Consider the following 20,394-nt stretch of genomic DNA (forward strand, 5'->3'; position numbering starts at 1 on the left):
ACGCCCCCGGCAACGCCCTTTGATGACCTCCGGCGACCGCGGCCCCGCAGGGGAGGGCCGCGGTCGCCGGTGCAAGGCCGCGGTCACCGCTGCATGGCCGCCCGGGGGGCGGGCCCGGTCCTGGTGGAGTCCCGGACCTGCGGTCAGATCTCGCCCAGCGTGACCGTGACCGTGGCCTCCCGCCCGTCCCGTACGTAGGTCACCGGCAGCCGGTCGCCGGGCTTCGCCGACGCCAGCACCTCCAGCAGGGAGGTGATCGTGGTGATGTCCGTGTCACCGATCCGGATGATGATGTCGCCGGTCCGCAGCCCCGCCCGCGCCGCCGCCCCGCCCTCGGCGGCCTCGACGACCGCCACGCCCGCCGGCCGGTACCGGTCGTCCAGGACGGTGCGGCCGGAGATGTCGAGGGCGGCCCGGCCCGAGTCCGTGACGCGGCCCGTGCGGACGATCTGGTCCGCGACCGTGCGCACCAGCGAGGCGGGGATCGCGAAGCCGATGCCCGGCGCCGCGCTGCCGCCCGTCCCCGGGTCGGTCGCGGCCAGCGTCGGGATGCCGATGACCTCGCCGTCCAGGTCGACCAGCGCGCCCCCGCTGTTGCCGGGGTTGATGGCCGCCGACGTCTGGACCATGTTGCCGATCGTCGCGCCGGTCCCGCCGCCCACGCCGGGTTCGCTCACCGTGCGGCCGGTCGCCGAGACGATGCCCTGGGTGACGCTGCCGGCCAGCCCGAGCGGCGACCCCATCGCCAGCACGATCCGGCCCACCTCGACCGCGGACGAGTCGCCGAACCGTGCCGGTTTCAGACCCGGCGGCGGGGCGTCCAGCTTGATGACGGCGAGGTCCTGCTCCGGATAGCTGGAGACGAGCCGGGCGCCCAGCTCGTCCCCGCCCGTCGCGACGGTGACGCGGAACGACCGCTGCTCGCCGACGACATGGGCGTTCGTCACGATGTGACCCCGCTCATCCCAGACGACCCCGGAGCCGAGGGCCGGGCCCGCCTCGATCTGGACGACCGACGGCAGGACGTCCCTGATGACCCTGAGGTAGTCGGCCTCCAGCTCCTGCGCCGCCCGCGGGGCCCCGGCAGGGGTCGCCGACGTCGACACGGCGGGTGACGCGGGCGGGGCCGCGGCCGGCGGGCTCACGGCGCACCCGCCGGCCAGGCCGACGGCGGCGATCACCGGCAGCGGCACCAGCACACGTACGGCGGCACTCACCGGCACACGTACGGCAGCACTCATGCCGCGAGTTTCCTCCGTGTCCCCCGTCGCGGCCCGTGCAAGGCACCCGATCAGGGGGCGGAGGCGAGGAACTGAGTCGCCGCCAGCTCCCCGTACAGCGGATCGCCGGCCACCAGCTCGGCGTGCGTGCCGACCGCGCGCACCCGCCCCGCCTCCATCACCACGATCCGGTCGGCGAGCGTCACCGTCGACAGCCGGTGCGCCACCACCAGCACCGTCACCTCGCGCGCCGCCTCCGCCACCACGTCCCGCAGCGCCAGCTCGTTGACCGCGTCGAGCTGGGAGGTCGCCTCGTCCAGCAGCAGCAGCCGGGGCCTGCGCAGCAGCGCCCGGGCGATCGCGACGCGCTGCCGCTCACCGCCCGACAGCTTGGAGCCCCGGTGCCCCACCACCGTGTCCAGGCCGTCCGGCAGCCGCTCCACCAGGGCGTCCAGCTTCGCCCGGACCAGCACCTCGCGGATCCGCTCCTCCGTGGCGTCCGGCGCGGCGAACGCCAGGTTCTCGCGCAGCGTGCCCGCCAGCACCGGAGCGTCCTGCTCGACGTACCCGATGGCCGCCCGCAGCTCCGCCAGGGGCCAGTCCCGTACGTCCCTGCCGTCGACGAGGATCCGGCCGCCGGTCGCCTCGTAGAACCGCTCGATCAGCCCGAACACCGTCGTCTTGCCCGCGCCCGACGGCCCGACGAACGCCGTCATCCCGGCACCCGGTACCTCGAAGGAGACGCCGTGGTGCACGTACGGCAGGCCGTCGCGGTACCGGAAGGACACGTCCTCGAAGACGACCGTCGCGGGGCCCGCGGCGGCCGGGGCCGGCGCGGGGGACACCGGCTCGGTCTCCAGCCGCTCCGCCTCCTCGATCCGGGCGATCGCCGCCGCCCCCACCTGGTACTGCGTCGCCGCCTCCACCAGCTTCGTCACCGGATCGATCAGGTAGAAGAGGTACAGCAGGAAGGCGACGAGCGTGGCCACCGAGATCGCGCCCGACGCGACCCGCGCGCCGCCGACGCCCAGCACCGCCAGGAACGACACCTGCACGGCCAGCCCGACCGACGACCAGGCGACCGACTGCCACTTCGCCGACGTCAGCCCGTGCCGCCACGCGTCCGTCGCGGCCTCGTCGACGACCGCCGCCTCCCGCTCCTCGGCGCCCGACGCCTTGACCGTGCGGAACGCCCCGAAGGCCCGCTCCAGCCGGGTGGAGATCTCGCCGACGGCCTCCTGGGAGCGCTTCGTCGCCTGTGAGATCTTCGGCATGACGAGCGCGAAGGAGCTGCCGATCACCACGATCACGGCGAGGGTGACGCCGAGCAGCACCAGGTCCATCACCGCCATCATCACGATCGTGGCGAGGAACCCGAGGCCGCCCACCGCCGCCGAGACGATCGAGTCGGTCGTGACCGCCCGCAGCAGGGTGGTGTCCGAGGTGATCCGCGACATCAGGTCGCCCGGCTGGGTGCGCTCCACCTCCGGCAGCCGCAGCCGCAGCAGCCGTCCGATCAGGGTGCGGCGCGCGGCGAGCACCACGGATTCGGCGGTGCGCTCCAGGACGTACGCGCCGACCGCCTCGATCGCCGTGCCGAGCACCACCAGCGCGGTCAGCGCCAGCAGGACGGCGGTGATCGGCTCCTCCTGCCCGAGCCGCTCCACCAGCGCCTTGGCCGCAAGCGGCTGGGCGATGCCGGTGGCGGCACCGATCAGGGCGAGCAGGCCGCCGAACGCGACGGTCCAGCGGTGCGGCCGGAAGTGCCGGTACAGGGCCCGCCAGGTCTCGCGGGCGGGCAGCTTCGGGGTCTCCGCGGGGCTCAGCGCCCCGGAGCCCCGGGTTCCGGAATCCTCGGTCCCCGGCTTCCGCGGCCCGGGGTCGCGGCCTGCCGGGATCCTGCCCCCGGAGGGCGTCCGGTGCGTCTCGGGGTTCTGCTCCATGCTCACGTCGGCAAGGACGCGTCAACCCCCGCCGCCACCTGAGTGGATCAGCCGCGTACCCCGCACAAGTGCAGCAGCGCCGCCACCCGCCGGTACGGCTCGGTGCGCGCGGCGCGGTCCTCCGCCGCCAGGAGCCGCTCCAGCTCCTCGGCCGCGGGCAGCCCCTCCTCGTTCGGCACGAGGTCGGTGAAGACCCGCACCCCGTACCAGGCCTGCAACGGCGCGGCGATCCCCGCCAGCGTCGCCGTCAGCGCCTCCAGCCGGTCGGCCCGCACCTGGAGCCCGAGCCGGTTGACGTACACGTCGGACTCGAACGCCGCCAGCGCCCCCGACCAGTCCCCGGCCAGGCCCGGCCGCATCGCCAGCGCGTCCGCGTTCCGCACCAGCAGGGACAGCAGCCCGCCCGGTGCCAGCATGCGGGCGAGCCCCGCCAGCATGGCGTCCGGCTCCTCCACGTACATCAGCACGCCGTGGCACAGCACCACGTCGAAGCTGCCCGGCAGGAAGTGCACGCCGGTCTCCCGGCCGTCCCCCTCGATCAGCCGGACCCGCTCCCGTATGCCGGCGGGCTCGGTCGCCAGCGACTCCCGCGCCACCTTCAGCATCTCGGCGTCGGACTCCAGGCCGGTGACCGTGTGCCCGGCCCGGGCCAGGCGCAGCGCCTGCGTGCCCTGGCCCATCCCGACGTCCAGGATCCGCAGCCGCTGCCCCACGGGGTAGCGGGCGGCTATCTGCTCGTCCAGCTGGCGGGCGACGAGCTCCTGGCGCACCGTGTTGCGCAGTCCGCCCAGCCCGTCCAGCCACACCCCCGATGCGCCTCCGAAACCGGAGACCTGGGTGCTCAGGGCCGCTCTCCGCGCTTGACCTGCGGCTTCGGCAGCCGCAGTCGGCGCATCTGGAGCGAACGCATCAGGCCGTAAGCCACGGCGCCGCGCTTCGGCTCGTTCGGGAAGCGCTCGTTCAGCTGCTTCTTGAGCCGGATCCAGATGCCGATCGAGTCGACCACGATCATCGCGATCACACCGAGCCACAGCAGCAGCGCGATGTTCTGCAGCTGCGCGACCCGGACCATGGACAGCACCAGGATGACCACGGCCATCGGCAGGAAGAACTCGGCGATGCAGAACCGCGAGTCGATGAAGTCGCGGACGAAGCGGCGCACCGGCCCCTTGTCACGGACGGGCAGGAAACGCTCGTCACCGCTCGCGAGCGCCTCGCGCTGCTTGGCCAGGTCCGCGCGGCGGGCCTCGCGCTGGCGACGCATGGCCTCCTTGCGGTCGAGCGGCACACTCTGGGCGCGGCGGCGCTGCGTCTGGGCCTCACTCCGCTTCGGGGTAGGGCGGCCCTTGGGGGCCTGAGGGTCGCGGGGCTGCTTGGAGAGGTCCGCCGTCACCTTGTCGGTGGGGGCCTTCTCTTCCTTCGAACGGCTACGGAACACAAAGCCCAAGGGTACGGGGTACCCGGCATGGACCCCACCCCCGCGGGGAACGATCCGGCAACAGCCTGCGTCCCCACCGGACAAGGGCCCCTACTCCTTGCGCCGGATCACAGCCGTACCCAGTCGTCCTTGGGGATGAGCGCATCACCGCTCGAACAGTGCGGTAATGGATGCAGGGCCCGTACTGTGGGTTCTGTTGGAGTGCTGGAGAGAAGTCCGTCACGAAGGGGGCGCGCGAAGCCCATGAGCGGTGTCATGAAGCGTATGGGGATGATCTTCCGCGCGAAGGCGAACAAGGCCCTCGACCGGGCCGAGGATCCGCGCGAGACCCTCGACTACTCGTACCAGAAGCAGCTGGAACTGCTGCAAAAGGTGCGCCGCGGCGTCGCCGACGTGGCGACCTCGCGCAAGCGTCTGGAGCTCCAGCTGAACCAGCTCCAGAGCCAGTCGGCCAAGCTGGAGGACCAGGGCCGCAAGGCGCTCGCCCTCGGCCGTGAGGACCTGGCGCGGGAGGCGCTGTCCCGCAGGGCGGCGCTCCAGCAGCAGGTCACGGACCTGGAGACGCAGCACCAGACCCTCCAGGGCGAGGAGGAGAAGCTCACGCTGGCCGCGCAGCGGCTCCAGGCCAAGGTGGACGCCTTCCGTACGAAGAAGGAGACCATCAAGGCCACCTACACCGCCGCCCAGGCGCAGACCCGGATCGCCGAGTCCTTCTCCGGCATCTCGGAGGAGATGAGCGACGTCGGCGTCGCCATCCAGCGGGCCGAGGACAAGACCGCGCAGCTCCAGGCGCGGGCGGGCGCGATCGACGAGCTGCTCGCCTCCGGTGCGCTCGACGACCAGTCGGGGCTTCAGAAGGACGACATCCAGGCCGAGCTGGACCGCCTGTCGGGCGGTACGGACGTCGAGCTGGAGCTCCAGCGCATGAAGGCGGAGCTGGCCGGGGGCACCACCCCGCAGCAGGCCATCGAGGGCGGCACCCCGCAGGACCAGGCCCAGCAGCAGTCCTCCCACCCGAAGTTCGACAAGCAGTAAGGACGAGGCGTCATGATCGTGAGGATCATGGGGGAGGGCCAGGTGAAGCTGGCGGACAGCCACTTCGCCGAACTGAACAAGCTCGACGACGAGCTGCTCGCCGAGATGGAGAACGGCGACGGGGAGGGCTTCCGCCGCACGCTCCACGCACTGCTGGAAACGGTGCGTCAGCTCGGCGAGCCGCTTGCCGACGACTCCCTCGAACCCTCCGAGCTGATCCTGCCGGCCCCCGACGCGACCCTCGAAGAGGTCCGCTCCCTCCTCTCCGACGACGGCCTCTTCCCGGGCTGACACCCGCGTCCGGCGCCGCCCGCCGCCCCGCGGGGTCCGGGGGCGCGGCGGCGCCGTAGCGTTGCGAGGCGTGACCTCTCTCGGAAACCGGGTGGGGCGCGGACGGCGCTGGCTGCGCGAGCATCCCCTCGCGTTCGACGGCGCCCTCGCCCTCGCCGTCCTCGTCTGCATGGTCGTCGGCTCGTTCGTCGATCCGCACGGGCATCGCCACGGTCCCTCCTTCGGCGAGCGCACCCCGGACGCGCGCAGCGTGCTGCTCATGCTCACCGGCGCCGCCGCGCTGGTGTGGCGCCGCCGCAGGCCCCTGCCGGTCCTGCTGCTCACCGGCGCCGCGGGGGTCGTCGAGTACGCCGAGGGCGACCCGGCCGCACCCGTCGCCATGAGCGCCGTGATCGCGCTGTACACCGTCGCCTCGCGCACCGACCGGCCCACCACCTGGCGGGTCGGCCTGCTGACGATGACGGTCCTCACCGGCGCCGCCATGCTGCTGGGTGCCGCGCCCTGGTACAGCCAGGAGAACCTGGGCGTCTTCGCCTGGACCGGCATGGCCGCGGCGGCCGGGGACGCCGTGCGCAGCCGCCGCGCCTTCGTCGACGCCATCCGCGAGCGCGCCGAACGCGCCGAGCGCACCCGGGAGGAGGAGGCCCGCCGCCGGGTCGCCGAGGAGCGGCTGCGCATCGCGCGCGACCTGCACGACGTGGTCGCGCACCACATCGCCCTGGTCAACGTGCAGGCCGGGGTCGCCGCCCACGTCATGGACAAGCGGCCCGACCAGGCCAAGGAGGCCCTGGCACACGTCCGCGAGGCGAGCCGTTCCGCCCTCGGCGAGCTACGGGCCACCGTCGGTCTGCTGCGCCAGTCCGGCGACCCCGAGGCGCCCACGGAACCGGCCCCGGGGCTCGCCGTCCTCGACGAGCTGCTCGCCACCTTCCGGCACGCCGGCCTCCCGGTGGACCTGGCCCGCACCGACCGGGGCACGACGCTCCCCGCGGCCGTCGATCTCGCCGCGTACCGGATCATCCAGGAGGCGCTGACCAACGTCCGCAAGCACGCGGGCCCGGACGCGAAGGCCGAGGTGAGCGTCGTCCGGGTGGGCCGCACGGTCGAGGTCACGGTCCTCGACGACGGCGCACCCGCCACCGCCCCGGACGGCGCCGCCCACCGCGACGGCCACGGCGACAGGCACGGGGACGGCCCCGACCGCGGGCACGGGGGCCACGGGCTGATCGGCATGCGCGAGCGCGTCACCGCCCTCGGCGGCTCCCTCACCGCGGCCCCCCGCTACGGCGGCGGCTTCCGCGTCCACGCGATACTGCCCCTCACCGCACCGACCGGGGAGGCCACGTGACCATCAGGGTGTTGCTCGCCGACGACCAGGCGCTGCTGCGCAGCGCGTTCAAGGTCCTGGTGGACTCCGAGCCCGACATGCGGGTGGTCGGCGAGGCGGCGGACGGTGCCGAGGCGGTGGCCCTGGCCCGCTCGCGGCGGGCGGACGTCGTCCTGATGGACATCCGGATGCCGGGCACGGACGGCCTGGCCGCCACCCGCATGATCAGCGAGGACCCCGACCTCGCCGGGGTCCGGGTGGTCATGCTCACCACCTTCGAGGTGGACGAGTACGTCGTGCAGTCCCTGCGCGCCGGCGCCTCCGGCTTCCTCGGCAAGGGCGCCGAGCCCGACGACCTGCTGGACGCCATCCGGGTGGCGGCCGCCGGCGAAGCGCTCCTGTCGCCCGCCGCGACGAAGGCCCTCATCGGCCGGTTCCTCGCCCAGGCCCCGGACGGCACCGGCACCTCGGCCCACTCCGACCGGATCGCCGCCCTGACCGTCCGGGAACGGGAGGTCCTGGTCCTGGTCGGCGGCGGCCATTCCAACGACGAGATCGCCGACCGCCTGGAGGTCAGCCCCCTCACCGTCAAGACCCACGTCAACCGGGCCATGGCGAAGCTCGGTGCCCGCGACCGCGCGCAGCTGGTGGTCACGGCGTACGAATCCGGTCTGGTCCGACCACGGGTGGAGTGACGGAGCACCCGCGTGTACTCCATTCGGTGTATGCCGCGGATAAGCAAACGGGACCTGGGGGCGACGGATACCCCCTCCCTGATGGCTGATCGTATGAAGACCTGCCGATCCGCCACGGAAGAGAGACCCCATGTCCTGGCTGTCCAGATTCAGCCTCGCGCAACGGGCCCTGATCGGGCTGATGTCCATCGTGGCGATCGTCTTCGGGGCGATCGCCATCCCGCAGCTCAAGCAGCAGCTGCTGCCCTCCATCGAACTCCCGATGGTCTCCGTCCTCGCGCCCTACCAGGGCGCGTCGCCCGACGTGGTCGAGAAGCAGGTCGTCGAACCGCTCGAATCGGCCCTCAAGGCGGTCGACGGCATCAAGGGCATCACCTCCACGGCGAGCGAGGGCAACGCCGTGATCATGGCCACGTTCGACTACGGCGACGGGGCCACCAAGCAGCTCGTCGCCGACGTCCAGCAGGCCGTCAACCGCGCCCGGGTGCAGCTGCCCGAGAACGTGGACCCGCAGGTCGTGGCCGGCTCGACCGACGACATACCGACGGTCGTCCTCGCCGCCACCTCCGACAAGGACCCGCAGGCGCTCGCCGACCAGCTGGAGCGGACCGTGGTCCCCGCCCTGGAGGACATCGACGGGGTCGGCCAGGTCTCCATCGACGGCGTCCAGGACCTCCAGGTCTCGGTCATCCCGGACACCGCCGCGCTCGCGAAGGCCGGGCTGGACACCATGGCCCTGGCCGAGGCGCTGAAGTCGGGCGGCGCGACCGTCCCGGCCGGCTCCTTCTCCGAGGACGGCAAGAGCCGCACGGTCCAGGTCGGCGGCGGCTTCACCTCCCTGTCCGCGATACAGAACCTGCGCATCCCGGCGGGCAAGGGCCCGGCGGTGCGCCTCGCGGACGTCGCCACCGTGAAGGAACAGGAGGCGGCCCGCGTCTCCATCACCCGCACCAACGGCAAGCCCAGCCTCGCCGTCATGGCGACGATGGACAACGACGGCAGCGCCGTCGCCATCTCCGAGGCCGTCCGCGACAAGCTCCCGGAGCTGCGCGAGGACCTCGGCTCCGGCGCGGAGCTGACCGTGGTCAGCGACCAGGGCCCGGCGGTCTCCAAGTCGATCTCCGGCCTCACCACCGAGGGCGCGCTCGGCCTCCTCTTCGCCGTGATCGTCATCCTGGTGTTCCTGGCGTCCGTGCGCTCCACCCTGGTGACGGCGGTCTCCATCCCGCTCTCCGTGGTCCTCGCCCTGATCGTCCTGTGGACGCGGGACCTCTCCCTCAACATGCTGACGCTGGGCGCCCTGACCATCGCGATCGGCCGGGTCGTCGACGACTCGATCGTGGTGCTGGAGAACATCAAGCGCCACCTCGGCTACGGCGAGGAGCGCCAGGCGGCGATCCTCACCGCCGTGCGCGAGGTCGCCGGCGCGGTGACCTCCTCCACGCTCACCACCGTCGCCGTGTTCCTGCCGATCGGCCTGGTCGGCGGCATGGTCGGCGAACTCTTCGGCTCCTTCAGCCTCACCGTCACCGCGGCCCTGCTCGCCTCGCTGCTCGTCTCGCTCACCGTCGTACCGGTCCTGTCGTACTGGTTCCTGCGCGCCCCCAAGGGCACGTCCGAGGACCCGGAGCAGGCGCGCCGCGAGGCCGAGGAGAAGGAGTCCCGCAGCCGGCTGCAGCGGCTGTACGTTCCGGTCCTGCGCTTCGCCACCCGGCGCCGCCTCACCAGCGTGGCCATCGCGGTCGTCGTCCTCGTGGGCACCTTCGGCATGGCGCCGCTGCTGAAGACCAACTTCTTCGACCAGGGCGATCAGGAGGTGCTCTCCATCAAGCAGGAGCTCGCCCCGGGCACCAGCCTGGAGGCGGCCGACGCCTCCGCCCGCAGGATCGAGAAGGTCCTCTCCTCGCTCGACGAGGTGAAGGACTACCAGGTCACCGTCGGCTCCTCCGGTTTCATGGCGGCGTTCGGCGGCGGTACGGGCGCCAACCAGGCCTCGTACCAGGTCACCCTCAGCGACTCCGCGTCGTACGAGAAGACCCGCGACCGCATCGACGAGGAGCTGGCCCGGCTCGACGGCATCGGCGAGACGACCATCGCGGCCGGTGACGGCTTCGGCAACCAGGACCTCAGCGTCGTCGTCAAGGCGGCCGACGCCGCCACCCTGCGCAAGGCGGCGGACCAGGTCCGTACCGAGGTCGCCGAGCTGAAGGACGTCACCGACGTCCAGAGCGACCTGTCGCAGTCCGTCCCGCGCGTCTCCGTCACGGCCAACGCCAAGGCCGCGGACGCCGGCTTCAACGACGCCACCCTGGGCATGGCGGTCGCCCAGGCGGTACGCGGCACCCCGGTCGGCACGGCGATCCTGGACGACACCGAGCGCGACATCGTCATCGCGTCGGCCTCCCCGGCGCGCACGATCGCCCAGCTCGAGGCCCTGCCGCTCGGGCCGGCGAAGCTCGGCGACCTCGCCGAGGTGAAGCTTGTCCCCGGCCCGGTGTCCATGACCCGGATCGACGGCTCGCGGGCCGCCACGATCACGGCGAAGCCGACCGGTGACAACACCGGCGCGGTCAGCACCCAGCTCCAGTCGAAGATCGACGCGCTGGACCTGCCCGACGGGGCGACGGCCACCATCGGCGGCGTCTCCGAGGACCAGCAGGAGGCCTTCGCCAACCTGGCCCTGGCCATGCTGGCGGCGATCGCGATCGTCTTCATGCTGCTCGTCGCCACCTTCAAGTCGCTGATCCAGCCGCTGATCCTGCTGGTCTCCATCCCGTTCGCGGCCACCGGCGCCATCGGCCTGCTGATCGCGACCGGCACCGCCATGGGCGTCCCGGCACTGATCGGCATGCTGATGCTGATCGGCATCGTCGTCACCAACGCGATCGTGCTGATCGACCTGATCAACCAGTACCGGGCCCAGGGCCTCGGGGTCGTCGAGTCCGTCATCGAGGGCGGCCGCCACCGGCTGCGCCCCATCCTCATGACGGCACTCGCGACGATCTTCGCCCTGCTCCCGATGGCCCTCGGCATCACGGGTGAGGGCGGCTTCATCGCCCAGCCGCTCGCGGTGGTGGTGATCGGCGGCCTGGTGACGTCCACCCTGCTCACCCTGCTGCTGGTGCCGACGCTCTACGCGATGGTCGAGCTCCGCAAGGAGCGCCGCCGCGCCAAGCGTGCCGCCAAGCGTGGCGCCAAGCGCGACACGCCCGCCCCCGCGCCGGAGCGCACCCCCACTCCGGCGTGACCCTCCCCGCTCCGGACCCCGGCCCGGCCCCGCACCCGCGGGGCCGGGCCGGGGCCGTCGGGCGGGCACACGGAAGGGGCGCCCCGCACCGGCGGGACGCCCCTCACAGCACTGCGGCGGCGCGCTCTACGGCAGCGCCAGCATCCGCTCCAGCGCCAGCCTCGCGAAGCTCTCCGTCTCCCGGTCGACCTCGATGCGGTTGACCAGGTTGCCCTCGGCGAGCGACTCCAGCGCCCACACCAGGTGCGGCAGGTCGATGCGGTTCATCGTCGAGCAGAAGCAGACCGTCTTGTCGAGGAAGACGATCTCCTTGCCCTCGCTGGCGAAACGGTTCGCCAGACGGCGGACCAGGTTCAGCTCCGTACCGATGGCCCACTTCGACCCGGCCGGCGCCGCCTCCAGCGTCTTGATGATGTACTCGGTCGACCCCACGTAGTCTGCCGCGGCCACGACCTCGTGCTTGCACTCCGGGTGCACCAGCACGTTGACGCCCGGGATCCGCTCCCGCACGTCGTTCACGGAGTCCAGCGAGAAGCGGCCGTGCACCGAGCAGTGGCCGCGCCACAGGATCATCTTCGCCGCGCGCAGCTCGTCCGCCGTCAGGCCGCCGCCGGGCTTGTGCGGGTTGTAGACGACGCAGTCGTCCAGCGACATGCCCATGTCCCGCACGGCGGTGTTGCGGCCGAGGTGCTGGTCCGGCAGGAAGAGCACCTTCTCGCCCTGCTCGAAGGCCCAGTCCAGGGCGCGCTTGGCGTTGGAGGAGGTGCAGATCGTGCCGCCGTGCTTGCCGGTGAAGGCCTTGATGTCGGCGGACGAGTTCATGTACGAGACCGGGACGACCTGGTCGGCGATGCCCGCCTCGGTGAGCACGTCCCAGCACTCGGCGACCTGCTCGGCCGTGGCCATGTCGGCCATGGAGCAGCCAGCCGCCAGGTCCGGCAGGACGACCTTCTGGTCGTCGCCGGTCAGGATGTCGGCCGACTCGGCCATGAAGTGCACACCGCAGAAGACGATGTACTCGGCCTCCGGCCGCGCCGCCGCGTCCCGGGCGAGCTTGAAGGAGTCACCGGTGACGTCGGCGAACTGGATGACCTCGTCGCGCTGGTAGTGGTGCCCCAGCACGAAGACCTTGTCCCCGAGCTTCTCCTTGGCCGCGCGGGCGCGCTCCACCAGGTCCGGGTCGGAGGGCGACGGCAGATCGCCGGGGCACTCGACGCCGCGCTCGCTCTTGGGGTCGGCCTCGCGGCCGAGCAGGAGCAGGGCGAGCGGCGTCGGCTGGACATCCAGGGGCTGGGCGGTGGTCACGTCACGCACCCTTTCTTCTCTCGATAAGCGCGGCGAAGCCGCTCCAGGGGGGAGCCGGTGGCTTGCACCGGAGAGCCTTTTCGTCTAAATGACGCTATCTATCATAACCGCTTCATGTCACTTTGACGATGTCCATAGCGTCGATGTGACACATCACCCCTCGGCGGACCGGCGCTTGCCCGGAACGCGGTGTGCGAGCATGGAGAGGTCAAGCACTCGGCCCGGAATGAATCCGCGGCCCCGCCGGTTGCAACCGTCGGCAAAGCAGTCTCCGTACACACCGGGAGAGAAGCAGATGTCCGTATCGGACGAGAAGACCACTGTCAGCGACGGCATCCTCCTGACGGACGCCGCGGCGGCCAAGGTCAAGGCCCTGCTCGACCAGGAAGGCCGTGACGACCTGGCGCTGCGCGTCGCCGTTCAGCCCGGCGGCTGCTCCGGCCTGCGCTACCAGCTCTTCTTCGACGAGCGTTCCCTCGACGGCGACGTCGTCAAGGACTTCAACGGCGTCAAGGTCGTCACCGACCGCATGAGCGCCCCCTACCTGGGCGGCGCCTCCATCGACTTCGTCGACACGATCGAGAAGCAGGGCTTCACCATCGACAACCCGAACGCCACGGGCTCCTGCGCCTGCGGCGACTCGTTCAGCTGACGCGCCGGCCTGCGCGCAGGCCCTCCGCGTACGAAGGCGGCGGCCCCGGTATCCCAGGGCCGCCGCCTTCCTCGTACCGCCGTACGGGCTATTTCCGCGGCACGGCCCCGCCGGTCGCCGCGTCCACGACCTCGCGGTCGCCCAGCGGAGCCTTGAGCGTCACCGTGACGGTCTGCTCCTCGGCGATGGCGATGCAGTAGCGCTCCGGCTCCGGCGGCGACTCGACCACCGTCACCTTCACCTGCGCCGCGCTCTCCTCGGCCTCGGCCGTGTACGTGCTGCACACACCGGCCCAGAAGGTGACGGTGAGCTTCCGCCCGCTGCCGTCCACGCGGTACGACTCGGCCTGCCGCCCCGACGCGTCGGGCAGCTCCGGCCGCGACGCGGTCGGGGTGGGCTTCGGCGTGGGCACCGGCGCCAGGTGCTCCGGCGACACCGCCGGATAGGTGATCGTGAACGGCAGCGCGCCGCCCTGCGGCTTCACCTCGAACAACCACGACGGCACGAGCGCGGGGCGCCCCTGCGTGAACTGCGCCGCCAGGCCGAAGACGGCCTTGCCGATCGTCACCGTCTCCCGCGCTGGTGTCCGCTCCGGGTCGCACGCGACGTCCCGCTCGGTGGCCTCGCCCTCCAGCGGCGCGGGGGTCGCGCAGCCGCCGATCCCGACGCGGCCGTCCCGCGCGGACCCCGCGTTCAGCAGCTTCAGCGCCTCGCCGGCGCCGATCACCGGGTACTCGGCGCCCCGGACCGGCTCCTTCAGCCGCCCGCTGCCGCCCACGAGCCGCCCGTCCGGGCCCACCTGGATCCCCGTCGACCAGCCGTACGTCGGCAGCCCGCCGACCACCGGATCGGCGTTCACCACCCGGACCGAGCCCATCACCTGCGTGGCGTCCAGCTTCGCCGCGTCCTGACCGAGCGCCTTCAGCAGGGGCGCGGCCGCCCTCTTCGCGGCGTCCTCGCCCACCGGCCGCCCGCCCGAGGCCGAGCCGCCCGCGGGGCACCGGGTGCCCTTGCCGCAGTCGTCACCCGTCGGCGCCGCCCCGAAGGTCCATGTGCCCGGCGCCTCCTTGCCGACCTGGAGCACCGCGCCCGAGCCGTCCTTCTCCGCGACCTTCCAGGCGTCACCGTCCAGCCGCGGCGTGCCCGGCACGCCCAGGGCCCGCGCCAGCCGCGCGACCTCGTCCGCGCCGACCGCGCCCTGCGCCCGGTACACGGGCGCCGCCTCCGGCCCGTCCGGCAGGTCGCCCGCCGCCCGGTAGACCACCCCGCGGGGGTCCGGCTCCCCGGGCGCGATCCCGGAGCCCTCCGTGTGCCCGTCCAGCACCAGCGGCGGCGGGTTCGTGCCCTCCGCCGCGGGCCGGGCCGTGCCGCCGTCCGACGCGCTCGTGGCGAGGTACGCACCACCACCCCCGGCGAGCAGCACCGCCGCCGCCACCGAGGCGACGACCAGCGGCGAACGCCGCCGACGGGGGGTGTCCTGCGTGGGTCCGGGCTCCGTACTGCTGCTCACCGCAACGCTCCTTCGTCCGTCGTATCCCCTTGACGGGGGACACCCATGGGACGGAACGGGGGAGCGGCCGGTTCCCCCGGTCTCAGGCGCCGTACTCCGCGGTGGCGGCGATCAGCCGGGCGGAGGCGGGCGGCACGACCACCCCGTGGATCAGGGACGGCGAGACGGGGGCCGGGGGCGCGTCCTCGGCCGGCACCACCCAGTGCCGCACCATCCGGGCGCTGTCCCCGCGCAACTCCGCCAGGCCGAACTCCCGGCTCGACTCGGACTCCCACTGCCCCCGCGAAGCGATGAAATTGGTCATGTCCGCACCGTACGCACGCCGACCGCCACCGAAAAAGACCTACTATCGGGTAGTTTCCGCACTTCGGGACCGGTTGCCGACCCGGTAGCGTTAACCGTCAACTCCACCTCCCAGCAGGAGCTCCCAGCCGTGCGTATCGCAGTCACCGGCTCCATCGCCACCGACCACCTGATGACCTTCCCCGGCCGATTCGCCGACCAGCTGGTCGCCGATCAGCTGCACACGGTCTCCCTCTCCTTCCTCGTCGACACCCTCGACGTCCGCAGGGGAGGCGTCGGTGCCACCATCTGCTTCGGCATGGGCCAGCTCGGGACCCGCCCGATCCTGGTCGGCGCCGCGGGCTACGACTTCGACGAGTACCGCGCCTGGCTCGACCGGCACGGCGTCGACACCGGCTCCGTACGGATCTCCGAGGTCCTGCACACCGCGCGCTTCGTCTGCACCACCGACGCCGACCACAACCAGATCGGCTCCTTCTACACCGGTGCCATGAGCGAGGCCCGGCAGATCGAGCTCCAGGCGGTCGCCGACCGCGTCGGCGGCCTCGACCTGGTCCTCATCGGCGCGGACGACCCCGAGGCGATGCTGCGCCACACCGAGGAGTGCCGCTCGCGCGGGATCCCGTTCGCCGCGGACTTCTCCCAGCAGATCGCGCGCATGGACGGCGACGAGATCCGCATCCTGCTGGACGGTGCGACCTACCTCTTCTCCAACGAATACGAGAAGGGGCTCATCGAGAACAAGACCGGCTGGACCGACGCGGAGATCCTCGGCCGGGTCGGCCACCGCGTCACCACCCTCGGCGCGCGCGGCGTCCGCATCGAGCGGGCCGGCGAGCCGGCCATCGAGGTCGGCTGCCCCGACGAGGAGGCGAAGGTCGACCCGACCGGCGTCGGCGACGCCTTCCGCGCCGGCTTCCTCTCCGGCCTCTCCTGGGGCGTCAGCCTGGAGCGCGCCGCCCAGGTCGGCTGCATGCTCGCCACCCTCGTGATCGAGACGCTCGGCACCCAGGAGTACACCCTGCGCCGCGCCCACTTCATGGAGCGGTTCATCAAGGCGTACGGCGACGAGGCCGGCGCCGAGGTCCAGGCGCACCTCGCCTGACCACCTGCCGGGAGGGGTACGCCGTGCCCCTCCCGTGCTCAGGCCAGGCGGCGCACCTCGTACGCCGAGCCCCGCTCGGCCGGGCGCTCGCCCAGGTACTCCTGGCCGCGCATCCCGCACCACGCCGGGATGTCCAGGCGGGCCGCCTCGTCGTCACTGAGGACCGTCACGGTCCCGCCCACCGGCACGTCGCCGATCACCTTCGCCAGCTCGATCACCGGGATCGGGCAGCGCCTGCCGAGCGCGTCCACCACGAGGCTCCCGCCCCGGGCCGCCGCCGCCGCGGACGCCGCGGGCGCGCCCAGCCGCTCCCGCACCCCCGCCACCGCCTCCGGCAGCACCTCCAGGAACCGCTCGACCTCCGCCGCGGCCGTACCCGACGGCAGCGACACCCGTACGTTCCCCTCCGACAGCACGCCCATGGCGCGCAGCACATGGCTCGGCGTCAGGGTCGAGCTCGTGCACGAGGAACCGGACGAAACGGAGAAACCCGCCCGGTCCAGCTCGTGCAGCAGTGTCTCCCCGTCGACATAGAGACACGAGAAGGTCACCACGTGGGGCAGCCGCCGCACCGGGTCACCGACCACCTCCACGTCCGGCACCGACTGGGGAACGCGCGCCCGGATCCGCTCCACCAGCTCCCGCAGCCGTGCGGCCTCGGCATCGGCCTCCGCCCGTACGGCCCGCAGCGCCGCCGCCGCGGCCACGACGGCCGGGATGTTCTCGAACCCGGGAGCCCGCCCCGACTCCCGCTCGTCCACCGGCCCCCTGGGGGCGAACCGGACCCCCTTGCGCACCACCAGCAGCCCCACGCCCGGGGGGCCGCCCCACTTGTGGGCGCTCGCCGCCAGCAGCGACCAGGCGCCCGGCACCGGCCCCCAGGGGAGCGACTGCGCCGCGTCCACCAGCAGCGGCACCCCGGCCGCCCGGCACTCCTCGGCGACCTCGGCGACCGGCTGCTCGGTCCCGACCTCGTGGTTGGCGGACTGGAGGCACGCCAGCGCGGTGTCGTCCCGCAGCGCCGCGGCGTACCCGGCCGCATCCACGCGCCCGGCCCGGTCCACGGCCACCTCGGTCACGGTGCCGCCGTCCGCCTCGTGGGCCGCCGCCGCGTGGAGCACCGACGAGTGCTCGACCGCCGACACGACCAGGTGCCGCCCGACCCGCCGGCGCCCGGCGAGCGCCCCGGCAACTCCGGAGTGCACCGCCCGTGTCCCCGAAGGAGTGAAGACGAGCTCGTCGGCCCGGCAGCCCACCGCCTCCGCCGCGGCCTCCCGCGCGGCGTCGAGCAGCAACCGGGCCCGCCGCCCCTCCCGGTGGAGCCGCGCGGGATCGGCCCACCCCTCGTCGAGCGCCGCGACGAGCGCCTGACGCGCGACGGGATGGAGGGGAGCGGACGAAGCGGAATCGAAGTAGGCCACGCCCCCACGCTAACTCCGGGGACCCGTCCGCCTCAGGGCCCGGCACCTGTGGCGGGTGAGCCGAAGGGGCGCGCGGGCGCCGAAACGGACGGGCTCCCACTCCGCCGGGCACAGGGGGGATCGGCCGCCGACGCCCGCGAAAAGCGCCCCGGAGACGGACCGGGCCCCCAAAAAGAGTGGCGCGCGGCGCGTTGGGCACCCTCCCCGCGCGACCCCAAATAGCGTCCAGTAGGGTTTGGTCCGCATAAACATCCAAACCCCTGCCCGCGTCAGGGCCGGCGACCGACCAGCGTGACGGCCGCAGCCGACCGCGCGGGCGAGACTCTCGGGAAGGCGCTACGTGAGTCCCAACGGCTCCGACCGCTCGTCGCGGCGCCCGATGCGGCGGAAGCTGCCGCAGGTGCTGACTGCGGGCCTGATCCTGGCTACCGCCTCCGGTTGCTCGTACAACTGGGAGGACTTCCCCCGTCTTGGTATGCCCACCCCGGTGACGGAGGAGGCTCCGCGGATCCTCTCCCTCTGGCAGGGCTCGTGGGCGGCTGCGCTCGCCACGGGCGTGCTGGTCTGGGGCCTGATCCTGTGGAGCGTCATCTTCCACCGGCGCAGCCGCACCAAGGTCGAGGTTCCTCCGCAGACCCGGTACAACATGCCCATCGAGGCGCTGTACACGGTGACCCCCCTCATCATCGTCTCGGTGCTGTTCTACTTCACCGCGCGCGATGAGTCGAAGCTCCTCGAGCGCTCCAAGAACCCTGCGCACACCATCAACGTGGTGGGCTACCAGTGGAGCTGGGGCTTCAACTACGTCGAGAACGTCGACGGCAAGGCCGACACGGACGCCAAGTCCGCCAAGGAGCTCGGTGCCATCCCGGAGAGGTTCCAGAAGGACTTCCCCGCGGGCGCCGAGGGCGTGTACGACTACGGCATCCCCGGTACCCGCAACCCCCAGAACGGCAACCCGGGTCCGACCCTGTGGCTGCCGAAGGGGGAGAAGGTCCGGTTCGTCCTGACCTCTCGTGACGTCATCCACTCCTTCTGGGTGGTCCCCTTCCTGTTCAAGCAGGACGTCATCCCGGGCCACACCAATGTCTTCGAGGTGACTCCCACCCAGGAGGGCACCTTCAAGGGCAAGTGCGCCGAGCTCTGCGGCGTCGACCACTCCCGGATGCTGTTCAACGTCAAGGTGGTCTCCCCGGAGCGCTACCAGCAGCATCTGAAGGAGCTGGCCGAGAAGGGGCAGACCGGCTTCATCCCGTCGGGCATTGAGCAGACGGACCCGGCCAGGAACTCGGAGACGAACCAACTGTGAGCATCCTCAACGAACCTCAGGGTGCCGCCACGGCAGCCGACGGCTCGGTGACCGAGCCGTACGAGAATGAGCACCCCGTACGGCGCAGGCGGCCCGGCAATGTCGTCGTGAAGTGGCTGACCACCACCGATCACAAGACGATCGGCACGCTGTACCTGGTCACGTCGTTCGTCTTCTTCTGCATCGGTGGTCTGCTGGCGCTCTTCATGCGCGCCGAGCTGGCCCGTCCGGGTACGCAGATCATGTCGAACGAGCAGTTCAACCAGGCGTTCACGATGCACGGCACGATCATGCTGCTGATGTTCGCGACGCCGCTGTTCGCCGGATTCGCGAACTGGATCATGCCGCTGCAGATCGGCGCGCCCGACGTGGCGTTCCCGCGGCTGAACATGTTCGCGTACTGGCTGTACCTCTTCGGCTCGCTCATCGCGGTGGCCGGCTTCCTCACCCCGCAGGGTGCGGCCGACTTCGGCTGGTTCGCCTACACGCCGCTGTCGGACGCGGTCCGTTCGCCGGGTGTCGGCGCCGACATGTGGATCATGGGTCTGGCCTTCTCCGGCTTCGGCACGATCCTCGGCTCGGTCAACTTCATCACCACGATCATCTGCATGCGCGCTCCGGGCATGACGATGTTCCGCATGCCGATCTTCACGTGGAACGTGCTGCTGACCGGTGTGCTGGTCCTGCTCGCCTTCCCGGTCCTCGCCGCCGCGCTCTTCGCGCTGGAGGCCGACCGCAAGTTCGGCGCACACATCTTCGATCCCGCCAACGGCGGATCGCTGCTGTGGCAGCACCTCTTCTGGTTCTTCGGCCACCCCGAGGTGTACATCATCGCCCTGCCGTTCTTCGGCATCGTCTCGGAGATCATCCCGGTCTTCAGCCGCAAGCCGATGTTCGGTTACATCGGTCTGGTGGCCGCGACCATCGCGATCGCCGGTCTGTCCGTGACGGTGTGGGCGCACCACATGTACGTCACCGGTGGTGTGCTGCTGCCGTTCTTCTCCTTCATGACCTTCCTGATCGCGGTACCGACCGGTGTGAAGTTCTTCAACTGGATCGGCACCATGTGGAAGGGCTCGTTGTCCTTCGAGACGCCGATGCTGTGGACGATCGGCTTCCTGATCACCTTCACCTTCGGTGGTCTGACCGGTGTCATCCTGGCGTCGCCGCCGATGGACTTCCACGTCTCGGACTCGTACTTCGTGGTCGCGCACTTCCACTACGTCGTGTTCGGCACCGTGGTGTTCGCGATGTTCGCCGGATTCCACTTCTGGTGGCCGAAGTTCACGGGCAAGATGCTGGACGAGCGGCTCGGCAAGATCACGTTCTGGACGCTGTTCATCGGCTTCCACGGCACGTTCCTGGTGCAGCACTGGCTGGGTGCCGAGGGCATGCCGCGCCGGTACGCGGACTACCTCGCCGCGGACGGCTTCACCGCGCTGAACACCATCTCGACGATCGCGTCCTTCCTGCTCGGCATGTCGATCCTGCCGTTCTTCTACAACGTCTGGAAGACGGCCAAGTACGGCAAGCCGGTCGGCGTGGACGACCCGTGGGGCTACGGCCGTTCGCTGGAGTGGGCCACGTCCTGCC

Annotated in this window: 17 protein-coding genes; 9 read left to right on the top strand and 8 right to left on the bottom strand. The window is 71.9% G+C overall.

Going from position 1 to position 20,394, the window contains the following annotated elements; translation table 11 throughout:
• Nucleotides 1-143 precede the first annotated feature (143 nt).
• The 4 genes from IH00_RS0104225 to IH00_RS0104240 are packed head-to-tail and all read right to left on the bottom strand — an operon-like array spanning nucleotide 144 to nucleotide 4,601.
• Nucleotides 144-1,241 (bottom strand): S1C family serine protease, encoded by a 1,098-nt coding sequence (locus IH00_RS0104225; protein ID WP_078887549.1) that lies wholly within the window; start codon nucleotides 1,239-1,241, stop codon nucleotides 144-146.
• A gap of 50 nt (nucleotides 1,242-1,291) precedes the next feature.
• On the bottom strand, nucleotides 1,292-3,163 hold the full coding sequence (locus IH00_RS0104230; RefSeq protein ID WP_078887584.1) for an ABC transporter ATP-binding protein: 1,872 nt from the start codon (nucleotides 3,161-3,163) through the stop codon (nucleotides 1,292-1,294).
• 47 nt (nucleotides 3,164-3,210) lie between these two features.
• Nucleotides 3,211-3,945 (bottom strand): class I SAM-dependent methyltransferase, encoded by a 735-nt coding sequence (locus tag IH00_RS0104235; protein ID WP_078887585.1) that lies wholly within the window; start codon nucleotides 3,943-3,945, stop codon nucleotides 3,211-3,213.
• Between the two features lie 59 nt (nucleotides 3,946-4,004).
• Nucleotides 4,005-4,601: a DUF3043 domain-containing protein gene (locus IH00_RS0104240; RefSeq protein ID WP_078887550.1), complete on the bottom strand. Its 597-nt coding sequence runs from the start codon at nucleotides 4,599-4,601 to the stop codon at nucleotides 4,005-4,007.
• A gap of 243 nt (nucleotides 4,602-4,844) precedes the next feature.
• Here IH00_RS0104240 and IH00_RS0104245 point away from each other — a divergent pair, with 243 nt between their 5' ends.
• The 5 genes from IH00_RS0104245 (at nucleotide 4,845) to IH00_RS0104265 (ending at nucleotide 11,196) form a co-directional block, all read left to right on the top strand.
• Nucleotides 4,845-5,636 carry a PspA/IM30 family protein gene (locus IH00_RS0104245; protein WP_078887551.1) on the top strand — a complete coding sequence of 264 codons (792 nt, stop codon included), beginning with the start codon at nucleotides 4,845-4,847 and terminating at the stop codon, nucleotides 5,634-5,636.
• A gap of 12 nt (nucleotides 5,637-5,648) precedes the next feature.
• Entirely contained in the window at nucleotides 5,649-5,927 is a 279-nt protein-coding gene (gene pspAA / locus IH00_RS0104250) for a PspA-associated protein PspAA (protein ID WP_031069696.1), read from the top strand.
• A gap of 61 nt (nucleotides 5,928-5,988) precedes the next feature.
• Complete coding sequence (locus IH00_RS0104255) at nucleotides 5,989-7,275, top strand: sensor histidine kinase (RefSeq protein ID WP_078887552.1); 1,287 nt, start codon at nucleotides 5,989-5,991, stop codon at nucleotides 7,273-7,275.
• A complete protein-coding gene (locus tag IH00_RS0104260; RefSeq protein ID WP_031069701.1) occupies nucleotides 7,272-7,949 on the top strand; it encodes a response regulator in 678 nt (225 codons plus the stop codon). Before IH00_RS0104255 ends, IH00_RS0104260 begins: the two co-directional genes overlap by 4 nt.
• A gap of 130 nt (nucleotides 7,950-8,079) precedes the next feature.
• Nucleotides 8,080-11,196 carry an efflux RND transporter permease subunit gene (locus IH00_RS0104265; RefSeq protein WP_031069702.1) on the top strand — a complete coding sequence of 1,039 codons (3,117 nt, stop codon included), beginning with the start codon at nucleotides 8,080-8,082 and terminating at the stop codon, nucleotides 11,194-11,196.
• Nucleotides 11,197-11,322: 126 nt separating this feature from the next.
• On the opposite strand, the gene nadA is transcribed toward IH00_RS0104265, so the two are convergent.
• Nucleotides 11,323-12,510, bottom strand: a complete 1,188-nt coding sequence (gene nadA, locus IH00_RS0104270; protein ID WP_031069704.1) for a quinolinate synthase NadA — start codon at nucleotides 12,508-12,510, stop codon at nucleotides 11,323-11,325.
• 286 nt (nucleotides 12,511-12,796) lie between these two features.
• Between nadA and erpA the strand changes: the two genes are divergently transcribed.
• Nucleotides 12,797-13,153: an iron-sulfur cluster insertion protein ErpA gene (erpA, locus tag IH00_RS0104275; protein WP_031069706.1), complete on the top strand. Its 357-nt coding sequence runs from the start codon at nucleotides 12,797-12,799 to the stop codon at nucleotides 13,151-13,153.
• Between the two features lie 88 nt (nucleotides 13,154-13,241).
• Here the strand turns inward: erpA and IH00_RS0104280 are convergent, their stop codons facing one another.
• Together IH00_RS0104280 and IH00_RS0104285 are read right to left on the bottom strand one after the other, a co-directional pair.
• Entirely contained in the window at nucleotides 13,242-14,663 is a 1,422-nt protein-coding gene (locus IH00_RS0104280; protein ID WP_031069708.1) for a hypothetical protein, read from the bottom strand.
• Nucleotides 14,664-14,745: 82 nt separating this feature from the next.
• Nucleotides 14,746-14,967 carry a hypothetical protein gene (locus IH00_RS0104285; RefSeq protein WP_031069710.1) on the bottom strand — a complete coding sequence of 74 codons (222 nt, stop codon included), beginning with the start codon at nucleotides 14,965-14,967 and terminating at the stop codon, nucleotides 14,746-14,748.
• A gap of 129 nt (nucleotides 14,968-15,096) precedes the next feature.
• Here IH00_RS0104285 and IH00_RS0104290 point away from each other — a divergent pair, with 129 nt between their 5' ends.
• The gene (locus tag IH00_RS0104290) at nucleotides 15,097-16,071 is read left to right on the top strand and encodes a carbohydrate kinase family protein (RefSeq protein WP_031069712.1); all 975 of its coding nucleotides are present in this window, start codon (nucleotides 15,097-15,099) and stop codon (nucleotides 16,069-16,071) included.
• Nucleotides 16,072-16,109: 38 nt separating this feature from the next.
• Here IH00_RS0104290 and IH00_RS0104295 read toward each other — a convergent pair whose 3' ends face one another.
• Nucleotides 16,110-17,492 (bottom strand): cysteine desulfurase/sulfurtransferase TusA family protein, encoded by a 1,383-nt coding sequence (locus IH00_RS0104295; protein WP_031069714.1) that lies wholly within the window; start codon nucleotides 17,490-17,492, stop codon nucleotides 16,110-16,112.
• Nucleotides 17,493-17,832: 340 nt separating this feature from the next.
• Between IH00_RS0104295 and coxB the strand changes: the two genes are divergently transcribed.
• Together coxB and ctaD are read left to right on the top strand one after the other, a co-directional pair.
• Nucleotides 17,833-18,801, top strand: a complete 969-nt coding sequence (gene coxB, locus IH00_RS0104300) for an aa3-type cytochrome oxidase subunit II (protein WP_031069715.1) — start codon at nucleotides 17,833-17,835, stop codon at nucleotides 18,799-18,801.
• Nucleotides 18,798-20,394: aa3-type cytochrome oxidase subunit I (gene ctaD / locus IH00_RS37000; RefSeq protein WP_039946214.1), on the top strand; the 1,597-nt coding region annotated here is incomplete at its 3' end. The genes coxB and ctaD, both read left to right, overlap by 4 nt.

Source organism: Streptomyces sp. NRRL S-118, from assembly GCF_000716335.1.
Lineage (GTDB): Bacteria > Actinomycetota > Actinomycetes > Streptomycetales > Streptomycetaceae > Streptomyces.

Excerpts from the sequence above, each read along its gene's own strand:
- erpA (WP_031069706.1), top strand. The coding sequence starts at position 12,797 with ATGTCCGTATCGGACGAGAAGACCACTGTCAGCGACGGCATCCTCCTG.
- IH00_RS0104225 (WP_078887549.1), bottom strand. The coding sequence starts at position 1,241 with ATGAGTGCTGCCGTACGTGTGCCGGTGAGTGCCGCCGTACGTGTGCTG.
- pspAA (WP_031069696.1), top strand. The coding sequence starts at position 5,649 with ATGATCGTGAGGATCATGGGGGAGGGCCAGGTGAAGCTGGCGGACAGC.
- IH00_RS0104245 (WP_078887551.1), top strand. The coding sequence starts at position 4,845 with ATGAGCGGTGTCATGAAGCGTATGGGGATGATCTTCCGCGCGAAGGCG.
- IH00_RS0104230 (WP_078887584.1), bottom strand. The coding sequence starts at position 3,163 with ATGGAGCAGAACCCCGAGACGCACCGGACGCCCTCCGGGGGCAGGATC.
- IH00_RS0104265 (WP_031069702.1), top strand. The coding sequence starts at position 8,080 with ATGTCCTGGCTGTCCAGATTCAGCCTCGCGCAACGGGCCCTGATCGGG.
- IH00_RS0104285 (WP_031069710.1), bottom strand. The coding sequence starts at position 14,967 with ATGACCAATTTCATCGCTTCGCGGGGGCAGTGGGAGTCCGAGTCGAGC.